We start from the raw sequence: 13968 nt of genomic DNA on the forward strand, positions 1-13968 counted from the left end.
TCCCTTTTTATGATTAGATTTGCTCAAGAGCAACTTCCATTAATTGGCTCAGTTCAGTACTTTCAGGACGAAATAAACCATTTTGAACCTGTTGTTTAAAATGGTGACTAAATGCTCTCGCCCGATGAGCTGGAGAAATTGCAAGCGTCGTCAATCTTAAAAACCAGAAACCCTCGACTTCATCGATTGGAATAATATTGCCCTTATAATTTTTATTTTTTCGTTTGCTAATACTTGCATGATCATAGCTGACTGAAAAAAGACAACCCACGGGTAAACGCACACCATTCATGATTAACGGCTGCAAACTAATACAGGAGTGATTATCCCCCATATTTAGTTTTTCAATCATGACGGGTTGTTGATGTGCATCGACAAAAATATTAATTTCACCCTGTCGCAATAAACGTCGATGCGCCACTTTTAAAAAATATTTTTCTGCTAAAGGACATGAGCCCACTTTGGGTTTTTCTTGGAGGGTTTTTAGTTCAATAAAAGGATTCATTTCAGCCAGTTTAGGAAGAATAATATCTTCAATCAACCTACAAATCAGAATACTTTCTTCAAGTTGCATCTCTAGATAAAGGCTTCTAAGTTTTGCCTGAAAACTTGCTTCCTGCAATACCGCCTGATGAAAATGTACTGAAACATCATGGGCTTTGAGATCATTTTGCAAATTATGATGTTGATCCAGATCGCGCCATGAATCCAGATCAATGTGATAGCAGGAACTTTGATTTAAAATATATTTCAAAAGTTTCAGATCATAATCTGCAAACAAACGTAAATCCTGAAAGTTTTGATGATCTCTGGGCTGATTCACTATTTCTGCAATCACACGGGTTGCTTGCGTATAACCACAGCCGCGTCGTTCGGTCTGATGGCTATAATGTTCATTTAACATTTCTGTCAGTTTTTCTGAAAGTGGATGCAAATATGTTTTAAATACTTCGACGATTTCATGATCTTGTCTTCCTGACATATCTCCTCTCCATACATGAAACTACTGATTAATCGTTTATTTAAATGCCGTTATTTTGATTGAACAAAAGTGTTGCTTGATTACATATTTGCTCTTTTAAAGGCATCATAAAATGGCTGATCGATAAAATCCACTGTAAAATCATAAGATTAGCTTATTATGTTTAACTACATTATATTATTAGGAAAGAATGATAAATTCATCACTTTCTAAAAGTTAAACATTTATTCTATGCCAAGCTTACTCAAAATATCTGTTATGATGATATTGAACAAGTATAGACTCGCCTTTCAATTTAAACAGTTTAATTGATTTTTAGGATAAAAAAATGCGTTATCAGGTTCACTTTATTGATGTCCAAAATGATTTAAAAAATTACATATGGATGCTTGAAGATACAGAAACGCAAGAAGTTGTTGCTATTGATCCGACTGAATCAAAATTGGTAGAGAATTTTTGTGAACAACATCATTTGAAGTTAACTCAAATCTGGCTCACTCACTGGCATAAAGATCATATCGGTGGCGTACCCGTTCTAATTGCCCAACATTCAATTCCTGTTTTTGGCCCTCGTGAAGAGTTGAGTAAAATTCCATTTATCACTCATGCTTTACAACATGCAGATCAATTTAGATTTAATCAATTAAATGTTGATATTATTGCAACTCCGGGTCATACGCTTGGTCATATCGTCTATTTTATCGATCAAATTGATAGTCTATTTTGCGGTGATACACTTTTTTCACTTGGCTGCGGTCGAGTTTTTGAAGGTACATTTGAACAAATGTATCACTCCTTAAATCGCTTGGCTGCACTACCACCACGAACCCAAGTCTACTGCACCCATGAATATACGCTTGCCAATGCACAATTTGTATTAACAATTGAACCTCATAATCTTGCACTGCAAGAACGTGCTCAACAGGTTCAACAACTCAGAGAAAATGGCCAAATCACCTTACCCAGCAGCATTCAACTAGAATTAGAAACCAATCCTTTCTTACGCACCGACTGTGTTGAAGAGTTCGCTAGAATACGAACGTTAAAAGATCAATTCTAAAGATGAAGGATCAATCGGTCATTGGTTGATGCAACTCTCTCTTTTGTCTTATGACCGATCTTTTTGAAATATGAAATATATTTTTACATCTATTTTTTTTGAATGCTGTACTCATTTAGCTAATTCCTCATCTTTAGCATAAAAAATTAAATGATTAAAAATCAATATATTAATCAAAATAGTTCTAATTTTTTAAGCGTTGTGCTTTGCAAAAAACATAAAAATTGATCTTTTATTTATACAATCTGATGGCAATTTCATGAATTGAAAAATTCTTAAACAGTTTTCCCCTTTAAAAAATTCACAGTTACCCTTATTAATAAAAATAACGATTGTGGTGGTAATGGAGAATATTCAAATGAGAAAAGTGGTCAAAGCTAAAAATTTAATTGCGTTTCGTATCTGGCTAGAAAAACTGGGATATTCCGTAAAAAACTTAGCGGATGACAAAGGTTTTACGTTTAGTTTCAAAAAAGAATATGGTCTTGTTACCTGCGATTTATCTGGTAATAATTTAGCCATTCAACTTGGTGAAGAATTTGAGGATCATTTAAAAGCATAAACTTGATAAGCTATTTTCTCTATGTACTTAATACATATAGGATTGTATAAGAATAGAAATTTAAAAAATGATGAATGACTTTAAATAGCATCATATCTGATGCTATTTTTTATTGTAATTTTTATGATTCAATATTCCTTAAGCTTAAATTTTGCTATACATTTCTTATATTGAGAATTATTCTCATTGCATTAAGTTGTTTTTTACTGTATAAAAAAGACTCAACAATTATAAAAAGGTGGGGTTATGAAAACAGTAGAAGTCGTTTTAGTTTCCTCGACCATTTTCACACTCATGATTATGGTCTACTTATTTGGACAATTAGCTTACAGATAAAATAAGTGATTGATAATAATATAATAATCACTCAAAGGCTTAAACATTATGTTTAAGCCTTTTTAATGTCTACAATTCATGAATATAGGTTTTATAAATAAAAAAAGCTTAATATTCTATGATATTAAGCTTTTATCGAAGCTAAGTTCTTAACTCAAGAGCAAATCAACTCTTGATAATATATGGTGGGGGCGAAGAGACTCGAACTCTTACACCTTGCGGCGCTGGAACCTAAATCCAGTGCGTCTACCAATTTCGCCACGCCCCCAAAACTTGGGATTTTACAACTAAATTCTGGCAGAGGATCAAGGACTCGAACCTTGACGAACGGTTTTGGAGACCGTCATGCTACCATTACACCAATCCTCTAGATCTTATAATGTGAAGATTTTTACTTCTCACTATAATTAAGCAAAGCTTTATCTTGCTTAAAATGGTGGGGGCGAAGAGACTCGAACTCTTACACCTTGCGGCGCTGGAACCTAAATCCAGTGCGTCTACCAATTTCGCCACGCCCCCGATGGCTGTGTATATTATAGAGAAGGTTGGATTGTGACAAGTATTTTTTATAAAAAAACCAATTGGTTGATTAAATAAAAAACAAATCAAAAACTTATGTTTATTATATCGACATTTTTGTTAAGTTAAGTACTTTTAAAGCTTGATTTACATCATGAAATCGTAAGTTTTGCTGCTTGTTTAATAAGCCATTGAGTAAGGGAAAAAAACATTGTTTATTTTCAGGTAGCTCTATGTTGAGTTGTTGGCAATGTAAAATTGCCCAATCTTGATAACTACGTGCAGTGAATCGTTGTGTTGTGAGCCACTCATATAAAATAACGCCTATAGCGTATAAATCACTTTGAATAGTTTTGGGACTACCATGAAATAACTCTGGCGCCATATAATGAGGTGTTGCTGTCATGGTTAAAGCATTTTTAGCATTTATTTGCTGAGACTGCTCAAAATCGATGAGATAGACATGTTCTTGATATTTTGCAAAATGTTCAGTTTTTAAATCACCGTGTATCCAGCCAGAAGCATGCATGTTCGCTAAACTCTTTAGCGCCTTATCAATATATTGCTTAGTTTGCGACAAAGTCATTAAAGAGATCTGATGATCCGTAAAATAAGGATCGGCATGCGGTAGTACCATTCCCCACTTATATAATTCTTCTTGAAAAAAATCATCGATTTCGAGAAATTGTACAGGCAGTACAAAATCATAAGAACCTTGCTTTTGATAAAAGCTGAGCTCATGTTCAAATCCTGCTTTGCTGGTTGCATGAGAATCTTGTAACTGTAGCTTAAGCCAATAGGTTTTTCCTTGAGATTTAAAAGTATAAAGACGACGCCCAAGCGCCATACTTTTAGCTTTGGTCTTTAAACACAATTGATCAAACTGTTCCAGCATTTATTTTTTAACACTTTCTTTAGTCAAATGCTGCGTTTCTTGAAAATACAACATTTCTAAACAATGCTGAATGGTCTTTCCAATACGGGCATGAATTTCTATTGAGGAAATTTTGGGCCATGTGGCTCTCTCACCTTCTTGCTGCAACAGTTTAAATAATTCGGGACGAGGATTTTGCAGCATATAACTATAATTACGCAGGTTAAAGCGACCAATAATATTGACATCGCCATAATAGCGCTGCCCAACGATACCATAACCATGATCCAATAAACGGCGTACTGGTTGTACACGACCTAAGCGTTCACGAGTAAAGTCCATGAAGCCCATTGCCACCACTTTCGCCTGACGACGTAAAATTCTTTGCGGCCAACTGAGTAAATCCTTACGATAACGCGATTGATCACTTTGCATAAATGGCACGACATGGGGATTGACCTGACTGGCAATGGTATAGTTCAGATTATATAAACGCGCCATTTTTTCTTGAGGAAAATCACTACGAACACTTCCATCCACCCATTTTGCATTGGCCATATAAGGAGTATGAACACCATCGTAGCGTTTACTGGTTAAACGGATTGGCGGGAATAAAACAGGAACCGCACAAGATGCCAAGACAGCACTCCAAACCAGTAAATTAGGCGCGGTATATCCATTCATAATCCGTGGATTCTGTGAAGCATCATAAGGTGCCACTGCCACATTGGTATGTAAGCCTGATTTCTTATAGGCTTCTGCAAAAGTTAAATCACCCAGATTTTCAATTAAAAAGTTTTTTAAATACTTAACATCTGCCAATCCCCCATTCCCTTTTGCAATGTCACTTAATTTTCTAAAATGAAAGGCTTCAGTGAAGAACTTCTGCCCTTTCAGAATTTCAGGAATATCGCCAATCGAAGAAGTGCCAAGCATCCCCGCCATAATTGCGCCTGCACTTGATCCTGATAACACTTTTGGCAATAGGTCTTGTTCAACTAACGCTTTACAAACTCCAGAATGAAACAAACCCAGTGTTGCACCGCCAGAAAACATTAAAGCGGGCTGACCATAGGCTTTTTGACAGTTTTCAAAAAAATTAATCTTTTGTTTAAGGGTAAGTGTCTGACAGGTACTAATCGCAATGAATCTCAGACAATGACTGACCTCTTCCACATAATCGACAATTAATTGTTTAGTCCCCAGATAAGTTGCTGTAAAGAGCATCGGATGCCCAATATTTGCAATGTCGTGGGTCAAGCCTTCTTGCAATAAATAAAGTGCATCCAGTACTCTTTGCTGAGTACGATATTTGCGTAATAAGTTAAGCCGATAGGAAATAACTTCAGCATTGAAATAGGGCGAACTGTTATCATATTTCCATTCTTGCGCCCCTGTTTCTTCATCCAATTTTAAGGCGACAGTTTTCCACTCATCATAAGATTCGGCATTTTTTAATTGATATTTCAATTTTTTTACACGATGTCGCTGATGTAAATTCATATCCTGTTGAAGTGTTTCAAACATATCAAGTCAAATCCTAATTCTGGATTATTTTATGCACTATGCAAGCTGAACAGCTTAGGGTCAATTGCTAAAATGTTCGACTCTAGGTTATAGAGGTTTACTTTGAAACATCACACAAGAGTCTGTATCATCTTGTGGCAATGACTACAAAGGAATCATAATGGCAAACTTTGAACTCCCAGATCATCTGATTGAAACCCTTTCTTTGGTGTTAAAACAACTTCATCAAACTTTGCCAGAGGTTCATCAAGAGCCTGATTTTAATGCCCCAGCCTTTAAATGGCATCATCATCAGCTCAAACCCATTTATCAACCCAAGCAAATGTATCTGGAAGATTTGCTCGGAATTGATAAACAAAAACAAAAGATTATCCAAAATACATTGCAATTTCTTGAAGGTTTACCTGCCAATGATATTTTACTGACAGGCTCGAGAGGGACAGGGAAATCCTCGATTGTTAGAGCGTTATTAACACAGTATGCAGATCGTGGACTTCGTTTGATTGAAATTGAACGTGATGATCTCTCTGATTTACCACTCATTCAAAAAATCATTCAAGATCGTCCTGAAAAATTTATCGTTTACTGTGACGACTTGGCATTTAATGCAGAAGATGAAAACTATCGTAGCCTAAAGAGTGTTCTGGATGGTTCACTCCAATCAGGTTCAACTAATTTTATTATCTATGCGACCAGTAACCGTCGCCACCTTCTGCCAGAATTTATGCATGAGAATACACCAGTTACCAAAGTAGATGTTCCGCAGTACACCGAATTGCATCCACAAGAAGCCATTGAAGAGAAAATTTCATTATCAGATCGCTTTGGTTTATGGCTTTCATTTTATCCAATGAATCAGGTCTTATATCTTGAAATTGTTGAACATTACATCAAAAAATCAGGGCTAGAGTATAACGATGAAGTTCGTGCCGAAAGCCTAAGATGGTGTCAATTACGTGGACAACGTTCAGGACGTGCTGCTTATCAATTTTCTAAACACTGGATTGGTGCTGAGCAATTACAGCAAAAATTGTCAGACAATTCATAGTAAATTGTGTCCTTAACTGACTTAAAAGTGACTCAATAAGGTCTGTAGCCTGTCGTTTAAAGATTTATACACTGAACAGTATAACTTATAACTAGACAGGCTATTTTTATGAATCTTTTCTCTCTTCCCAAATTATCTCCCCGTGCCGAACTATTGGCAAAAACTCTACATCACCTCACTCCATTAGTAGATCATTCCACAACTTTTTCACGTCAATTTTTCCAACAAGATGCCATGATCCAACCGTATTTTGATCATCCTTTTTATTCATGTACCCGTTATGGATTTAACTTTCCTCATCTTCCTTCGCCATTACAGTATCTAAATATCTCGGCGATTTTAGGTACAACAGGTTTACTTTGCTATGATCAGGATGAGTTACAGCATACTCCTCCGAGGAAAAATGCCACGGTTTTTATGAGTACCGCTTTTGAATCTTCAGCATTGTTGCAACACTATGCTTTAGATGGTGATGAGGTAGTACATACTTCAAATAAAATGTTATTTGGTCGTGAGCTTTTAATTGAAGGTCATTATCCAGAATTTCAGTTAAAAGCACATTTTCAAGGTATCGAACTTCAATTCAAGATTGATGTGAGTCGTCAAAGCTCATGGATGATGAAAACTCCTTTATATGATGATCTAAGTTTAGTGATGCACTATGAAGGATTTTTTCATATTCAAGGTGAACGCTATCCTGTTTCTGGTACAGGAACATTTGAATTTGCAAGAGCAGCGACGCCACATAGTTTGCTCCCTCACCCACTATCTCTAGCAGATAAAGTTCCAGTAAATTTTGTGACTTATCAAATTATCAACTTGGATGACCAGAGCCAACTGATTCTATCTAAAATTGACGTGGCTGCAAAATCGATGAGCTATAAAGCCTATATCAGGCATAAAAGTGGTCTATGCGAAGTCTATGATAATGTTGAGTTTAGTATTGCTGAGTATCAAGACAAACCGACCTTGTCACCTTTTGGGCAATATACTCTTTTACCCAAAAGCTTTGAATGGAAAATATTCAATCAAAACCAAGAACCCTATTTAATGATTAAAGCCAAAATCAGTAGTACGTTTCAGTATGGCGTTGGACTAGGCTATGCCGCGGCTTTTGAGTTTGAAGCCATTGATCATTTATATTCATGTCATCGATATGGTCAGGGTTATTTAGAATATATCGATGTAGTTGAACAAACCGAGATCTGCCCTTATCCCGATGATATTTCAGGATTAACACAACCTCAGCAAAGCATCCCGATCATATAAATAAAGGCTTTCAGGCAAATAGCTTGAAAGCCTTGTGTTTTATCTCTTTAAAAATCCTGAAACGATATTCAGTACATTTTGAATATCTTGATTGGCTTCTTGCGGATTGGTTTGATCGCCCTGTGGGGTCAATGAATTAATAATCTGAGGCAATACAGATGAAATAGCTCCATAAATATCTTGCTTAGGAACTTGTGTTTGTTCAGCAACTTGCTCGACCTGCTGATCATCAAATAATTCCTGCACATTTTGAGGAGCTACATGATTATTACTTTGTTCAGGGTCAACCCAACTTTGCACTTGAGAACCCAAACCTATATTTCTAAGTTTATCCAAAGCGCCCTGTAAACCACCCTGTTGCTGAATCCAAGCCAAAATCAAAGGTACGACTGCAATCAATAATGCCTGTGTTGAACCACCAGAGCTATTACTTGAACTTTGATTGCTTGGAGCTTGATTATTCGCTCCAACACCAAATTGATTCAGTACCGAACCCAAAATGCCACCGAGTCCAGCGTCCGTATTTTGAGTTTGAGTATTGCCCTGATTTTGAGTCTGTTGGTTTGCACCTAATTGACCCAAAACCGAACCTAAAATACCACCCAGACCGCCTTGAGAAGATTGTTGACCGCCCATTGCCTGTTTGGCTAGCATCTCAACAATATTAGTTAAATCCGTCATCTTATGTTTATCCTGAAAAACATTCCATCTTCAGCATAGACTAGTTTTTAGATAGTTTCCAAAAGACAAATTGTTTATTTTTGCAAGATCAACGACCCTTCTAAATTACCAGCGAAACTTATCCCAGTTGTCAGGATTTGCCCAAAATTTTGAGTTAAACCAGTCAGGTACGTGCTTATAGGTTAAAATATTAAACTGCCACAACGCAAAATCCGCCTCATGTGAAGTCTTATCAATCAATTGCGTGAAACCTAGAGCACGAAGTAATTTTTCATCCTGACGTTGACTCACCACCACGATTCTTTTTGCCATCAAATCACGTAATTTGACTAGCATTTGAGACTTTTGAATTTCTGAAATATCACGCATCAATGCTGTATCAAAAACCACAAAACCCAGATCATAACGCTGACTAAAAGGCAGATTTAAAAACTCATTTACGTTAAAATAGTGCCACTGGATTGCGCTATTCTGGTCAATATTTTGACCTATACAGAGTGCAGTGTGTATGGGCTGTTCACTTGATAAATCGTCTAGCATAGAAGTGATGACATTTAATTCAGCCATAACTGCAACCTTTTTTGATGTGAGTTTAAATCGATGGAACTACAAGGCATTTGTCATAAAATGCACGCAGCGCTTAAAAACTGTAGTGTAACTGATCAGCAAGCAAGCAAGGCAAATGTTGAATACAAATTTATATTAGACCGTTCAGAAATTGACCTCCCTTTCGTTCCGGGTCAAGAAGTTGAGATTGAATGGACAGGAAATATTTACTGTACCTCTTGCGGTGCTAAAACGCCTAAATCCTATTCACAAGGTCATTGCTTTAAATGTTTTAAAACCAAAGCTGAATGTGATCTTTGCATTATGAAGCCAGAAACCTGTCATTATCATCTTGGAACTTGCCGTGAAGATGATTTTGCACATAAGGTTTGCTTTCAGCCACATATTGTTTATCTGGCAAACTCTAGCGCACTTAAAGTTGGGATTACCCGAGTCAGCCATATGCCCACACGTTGGCTAGATCAGGGAGCAACCCAAGCACTGCCGATTTTAAAAGTTGGCTCACGACGCTTATCAGGCCAACTCGAAATTTTATTTGGTACGCAAATCGCAGACAAAACTGACTGGCGCAAACTATTAAAAGGTGAAGCAGAACCTCTCAATCTACTTGAACAGCGCGATCAAATTATTGAAGAATTTGCGCCAAAAATTCAAAGCATTCGTGAAGAATTTGGGCAAAATCTTGAGTTTAATGAATCTGTTGAATTGCTAGAGAATGAACAGCCACGTGAGTTTGTCTATCCTGTGGAGCAATACCCAGAAAAAATTAAATCATTAAACCTAGATAAAACGCCTAAAATTCGTGGTGTTCTGCACGGGATCAAAGGGCAATATTTAATTTTTGATATGGGCGTAATCAATGTACGTAAATATACAGGTTACGAGTTGATTCTACGCGCTTAAAACTTATTGTAAATTATAAAAATGGAGCAATCATTGCTCCATTTTTATACGTTTAATGATCTACTAAGCTTAAAATTGCTTGAACGGGATCTTCGGTATCGCCAGAAATGAGTCTTTTATGCATCGAAAGATGTTGCATCACCTGAATCTGAGATTTTTCTATATTCATGAGTGATTCAATTTCCTGTGCCAAGCGTTCAGGCGTGGCTTGTTTTTGAATCAACTCTTCAATGACTTTTTTACCTGCAATGATATTGGGTAAAGAGTAATATGGAATTTTGACCAAAAGCTTGGCAATAAAATAAGTCAACGTATTGAGCTTATAAAAAGTCACCATTGGTCGATGTAACAGCATCGCCTCTAAGGTTGCTGTACCCGAAGCCAAAGCCACAATATCACTGGCACTCATCACCATTCGACCAACGTTTGATTCAGTATCGCTATTTTCAAGAATATGTAATTTTGCAATCAAAGCTGGATCACATTGCGCAACGCTACTTTCTATTTGAGTCTTGCGGGCATCATTAATGGCAGGGATCAAGTATTCAACATTTGGATATTTTGTAGATACGATCTGGGCTGAACCTAATACTAGAGGCAACAGCCGTTCCACTTCGCCACGACGGCTACCCGGTAGCAAGGCAATATACGTTTTCTCAGGATCAAGTCCCAAGTTTCGCTTTGCATCCTGAACTGAATTATTTAAAGGAAGTTGCTTTGCCAATGGATGTCCCACAAAAGCTGCTGGCACACCGTATTGTTGATAAAAATTCTTTTCAAACGGAAATAGGCATAACACCAAATCGATGGTTTTCTTGATGCCATGTACTCGTCCCTGTCGCCATGCCCATACCGATGGACTGACATACTGTACCGTTTTAATTGGCAAGTTTTTTTCTTTCATTGTTTTAGAAAGTCTTAAATTAAAATCTGGTGCGTCGATCCCAATAAATACATCTACGGGTTGAGCTGTCCAGAGTTCGACCAATCCATCGCGTACTGCAAATAACTTTTTCAGGTCTTTTAAAACTTCAACGATCCCCATCACCGATAATATTTCCATCGGATAATAGCTTTTAAATCCTTCCGCAATCATTTGCGGGCCACCTATACCTTCAAATTCAGCATCAATGCCCTGCTCACGAAAACTTTGCATCAGTTTTACGCCTAAGGTATCACCTGAAACTTCCCCAACCACAATGCCAATTTTTAGTTTTCGTGTAGACAATTGCAAACGTCCTGCATCAAATTTATAGCGGGTTCTATACTAACATATAGGTTTTATAATCAAGAAATTCCGCATTTTTTTCTATTTGTGTTCGTGTATTTGTTACATAAGTTTATCTAAAATTACATTTAGAAATATGATGATTATCACAATTAACGATGACAAGAAGATTGTAGAGCATTTAGCTAAATAATAAAATAAATGAGAATTATTCACATTACTTTATCTCATGACCACATCCAACCCACTTTTATTTAAGTTATCATTGATCACTCTAGCGATCTTCCAAGTGCATCTTGCGCATGCAGAAGATACAACTCTACCTGTGATCGAACTTCAGGCGGATGCTTCTGGTAATCAAACTTCAGAACAGACTAAATCCTACATCATCAAAAAAAGTAGCAGTGCAACCAAGCTTAATATTGATGCTCAGGAAACACCTCAGACCATCAATGTTGTCACTCGTCAGCAAATGGATGACTTTAATATTACTGACACGCGTGAGGCCCTAAGAAATACTCCAGGCATTTATGTCGCCAATCAGGAAACTGAACGTAGCACCTATATGGCACGTGGCTTTGAAATTTCTAATGTACTTGTGGACGGTGTAGGTTTTCCTGCTGAAGGTTATAATTATCAAAATACCAATCCTGACACCTATTTATATGACCGTGTAGAAATCATTAAAGGTGCTGATGCAATTACCAATGCCTTTGGTGATCCATCTGCTACTATCAATATGATTCGTAAGCGTCCAACCCAACAGTTTCAAGCGAACGGCACAATTAGCTATGGTTCATGGGATAAACAACGCTATGAGGGAGATGTTTCAGGTTCGCTAACAAAAGATGGTCGAGTTCGAGCTCGAGTTATGGGCTTTGAACAAACTGGCGATTCTTATCTTGACCGCTATTCTCAGGAAAAAAATGGAATTGCAGCCATTATTGATGCTGATTTAACCGATTCTACACTTTTGACCATTGGCGGGAGCCAAGAAAAAACTTTATCTAATAGTGTCAATTGGGGGGCATTACCTTTACTCAATAGCGCAGGTCAGCAACTCAGCTATGATCGTAAATATAACTATAGTCCTGACTGGACTTACTGGGATAATACAGTTACGACTGCCTTTGCAGAATTGACTCAAAAACTAGGTGGGGACTGGAAAGCGAAAGTTACCTTCACCAACAAAGAAACAAAGTCAGATTCAAAACTTCTTTATCTTTCAGGCTTACCAGATAGTAGCGATAATACCAGTGGTGTTTATCTCTGGCCTTCAGCATTTGATGGTAAATATACCCAAAAACAAGTCGATGCCAATGTTCAGGGTACTTTCCCTCTATTAGGACAACGTCATGAGGCAGTTTTAGGATATAGCTGGACATCTTATAAGACCAAAGAACAGTCTTATCCAGGGGCTTATCCTGACCATCTAACAACTGATCTTGCTAGCTGGACACCAGATGAACCAACTTGGGATTACACCACCCCAACTCAAAATAACTCATCTGATATCTATCAAAAAGTACAGTCCTTGTACGGTGCTACACGTTTACACTTAAACGATGACCTTAAATTACTATTAGGGATCAACTATATTCAGGCAATTAGTAAAGGATATAACTACGGTTCAACCGCAGATTATGATAAATCTAAAACTTCACCGTATGCAGGTATCACGTATAATATCACCCCAGAATATACGGCATATGCCAGTTATACTTCAATTTTCCGCCCACAAACTGGTCAAGATGAAAACCATCAACCACTAAAACCTATCGAAGGGAAAAGTTACGAAGTTGGCGTAAAAAGTTCTTGGATGGATGATCAATTAACTGGAACACTAGCCGTATTTAGAACAGAGGAAAGTAATTATCCATTGCGCTCGAGTGATATTATTACACGCACCACTCCTGTCAGTGATTTGCGCTCGCAAGGTGTGGAATTTGGTCTTGCTGGAAAATTGACTGATAATTTGGATCTTTCATTCGGTTACACCAATTTCAGTCTAAAAGATCTTAAAAATGGCGGACATGCAAGAACATATAGTCCTAGTCAAATGTTTAATATCTTAACTACTTATACTGTTCCTGCACTTCCAAAACTCAAAATAGGTGTGGGGATTCAATGGCAGGATGATGTCAGCCTTTACAATGAAGATGTAAATGGTTTAATTAAGCAAAAAGATTATGCTCTTGTTAATTTGATGGCAAGTTATGACATCAATAAAAATATTTCAATCCAAGCCAATGGCAACAATATTGGAGACAAAAAATATTTATATAATTTTCAAGACTCCCAAGCATTTTACGGCGCACCTGCCAACTATACCGTTGCTGTAAAATTTAAATACTAAGTCTATTAAGCCAAGTCTTCGGTACAAGGCTTGGCTTAAGCATTTTAAAAGAAGCA

At 37.1% G+C, this 13968-nt stretch carries 12 protein-coding genes and 3 tRNA genes; 6 read left to right on the forward strand and 9 right to left on the reverse strand.

Annotation, left to right across the window (positions count from 1 at the left end):
- Positions 1-13: 13 nt before the first annotated feature.
- Positions 14-982: a hypothetical protein gene (locus EGS47_RS16770; RefSeq protein ID WP_005004033.1), complete on the reverse strand. Its 969-nt coding sequence runs from the start codon at positions 980-982 to the stop codon at positions 14-16.
- 328 nt (positions 983-1310) lie between these two features.
- Here EGS47_RS16770 and gloB point away from each other — a divergent pair, with 328 nt between their 5' ends.
- Positions 1311-2042: a hydroxyacylglutathione hydrolase gene (gene gloB / locus EGS47_RS16775; RefSeq protein ID WP_005004032.1), complete on the forward strand. Its 732-nt coding sequence runs from the start codon at positions 1311-1313 to the stop codon at positions 2040-2042.
- Between the two features lie 358 nt (positions 2043-2400).
- Positions 2401-2604, forward strand: a complete 204-nt coding sequence (locus tag EGS47_RS16780) for a hypothetical protein (protein ID WP_005004031.1) — start codon at positions 2401-2403, stop codon at positions 2602-2604.
- Between the two features lie 519 nt (positions 2605-3123).
- Here EGS47_RS16780 and EGS47_RS16785 read toward each other — a convergent pair.
- The 5 genes from EGS47_RS16785 to EGS47_RS16805 form a co-directional block, all read right to left on the reverse strand.
- Positions 3124-3208 (reverse strand) — tRNA-Leu (locus tag EGS47_RS16785).
- 27 nt (positions 3209-3235) lie between these two features.
- Positions 3236-3309 (reverse strand) — tRNA-Trp (locus EGS47_RS16790).
- Between the two features lie 65 nt (positions 3310-3374).
- Positions 3375-3459: transfer RNA gene (locus EGS47_RS16795), tRNA-Leu, on the reverse strand.
- A gap of 103 nt (positions 3460-3562) precedes the next feature.
- A complete protein-coding gene (locus tag EGS47_RS16800) occupies positions 3563-4354 on the reverse strand; it encodes a protein kinase domain-containing protein (RefSeq protein ID WP_005004029.1) in 792 nt (263 codons plus the stop codon).
- Positions 4355-5860 (reverse strand): DUF3336 domain-containing protein, encoded by a 1506-nt coding sequence (locus EGS47_RS16805; RefSeq protein ID WP_049173765.1) that lies wholly within the window; start codon positions 5858-5860, stop codon positions 4355-4357.
- 160 nt (positions 5861-6020) lie between these two features.
- On the opposite strand from EGS47_RS16805, the gene EGS47_RS16810 reads away from it, so the two are divergent.
- Both EGS47_RS16810 and EGS47_RS16815 read left to right on the forward strand, forming a co-directional pair.
- Entirely contained in the window at positions 6021-6908 is an 888-nt protein-coding gene (locus tag EGS47_RS16810) for an ATP-binding protein (protein ID WP_005004023.1), read from the forward strand.
- Between the two features lie 108 nt (positions 6909-7016).
- A complete protein-coding gene (locus EGS47_RS16815) occupies positions 7017-8177 on the forward strand; it encodes a DUF6670 family protein (RefSeq protein WP_005004021.1) in 1161 nt (386 codons plus the stop codon).
- A gap of 39 nt (positions 8178-8216) precedes the next feature.
- Here the strand turns inward: EGS47_RS16815 and EGS47_RS16820 are convergent, their stop codons facing one another.
- Entirely contained in the window at positions 8217-8858 is a 642-nt protein-coding gene (locus EGS47_RS16820; RefSeq protein ID WP_119686800.1) for a YidB family protein, read from the reverse strand.
- A 105-nt stretch (positions 8859-8963) separates the two neighbouring features.
- A complete protein-coding gene (locus EGS47_RS16825) occupies positions 8964-9425 on the reverse strand; it encodes a DUF6231 family protein (protein ID WP_004989364.1) in 462 nt (153 codons plus the stop codon).
- A gap of 33 nt (positions 9426-9458) precedes the next feature.
- Here EGS47_RS16825 and EGS47_RS16830 point away from each other — a divergent pair, with 33 nt between their 5' ends.
- Positions 9459-10328, forward strand: coding sequence for a DUF2797 domain-containing protein (locus EGS47_RS16830; RefSeq protein ID WP_125269835.1), 870 nt, complete (start codon positions 9459-9461; stop codon positions 10326-10328).
- Positions 10329-10380: 52 nt separating this feature from the next.
- Here the strand turns inward: EGS47_RS16830 and lpxB are convergent, their stop codons facing one another.
- Complete coding sequence (gene lpxB, locus EGS47_RS16835; protein ID WP_119686806.1) at positions 10381-11556, reverse strand: lipid-A-disaccharide synthase; 1176 nt, start codon at positions 11554-11556, stop codon at positions 10381-10383.
- Between the two features lie 229 nt (positions 11557-11785).
- Between lpxB and EGS47_RS16840 the strand changes: the two genes are divergently transcribed.
- A complete protein-coding gene (locus EGS47_RS16840; RefSeq protein WP_119686801.1) occupies positions 11786-13912 on the forward strand; it encodes a TonB-dependent siderophore receptor in 2127 nt (708 codons plus the stop codon).
- Positions 13913-13968 lie beyond the last annotated feature (56 nt).

The organism is Acinetobacter sp. FDAARGOS_515 (assembly GCF_003938865.1).
In the GTDB taxonomy this organism is placed as follows: Bacteria; Pseudomonadota; Gammaproteobacteria; order Pseudomonadales; family Moraxellaceae; genus Acinetobacter; species Acinetobacter ursingii.

Coding starts and splice junctions, on each gene's coding strand:
- EGS47_RS16805 (WP_049173765.1), bottom strand. CDS start 5,860: ATGTTTGAAACACTTCAACAGGATATGAATTTACATCAGCGACATCGT.
- EGS47_RS16800 (WP_005004029.1), bottom strand. CDS start 4,354: ATGCTGGAACAGTTTGATCAATTGTGTTTAAAGACCAAAGCTAAAAGT.
- EGS47_RS16780 (WP_005004031.1), top strand. CDS start 2,401: ATGAGAAAAGTGGTCAAAGCTAAAAATTTAATTGCGTTTCGTATCTGG.
- EGS47_RS16840 (WP_119686801.1), top strand. CDS start 11,786: ATGACCACATCCAACCCACTTTTATTTAAGTTATCATTGATCACTCTA.
- EGS47_RS16825 (WP_004989364.1), bottom strand. CDS start 9,425: ATGGCTGAATTAAATGTCATCACTTCTATGCTAGACGATTTATCAAGT.
- EGS47_RS16820 (WP_119686800.1), bottom strand. CDS start 8,858: ATGACGGATTTAACTAATATTGTTGAGATGCTAGCCAAACAGGCAATG.
- gloB (WP_005004032.1), top strand. CDS start 1,311: ATGCGTTATCAGGTTCACTTTATTGATGTCCAAAATGATTTAAAAAAT.
- EGS47_RS16770 (WP_005004033.1), bottom strand. CDS start 982: ATGTCAGGAAGACAAGATCATGAAATCGTCGAAGTATTTAAAACATAT.
- EGS47_RS16830 (WP_125269835.1), top strand. CDS start 9,459: ATGGAACTACAAGGCATTTGTCATAAAATGCACGCAGCGCTTAAAAAC.
- EGS47_RS16810 (WP_005004023.1), top strand. CDS start 6,021: ATGGCAAACTTTGAACTCCCAGATCATCTGATTGAAACCCTTTCTTTG.
- EGS47_RS16815 (WP_005004021.1), top strand. CDS start 7,017: ATGAATCTTTTCTCTCTTCCCAAATTATCTCCCCGTGCCGAACTATTG.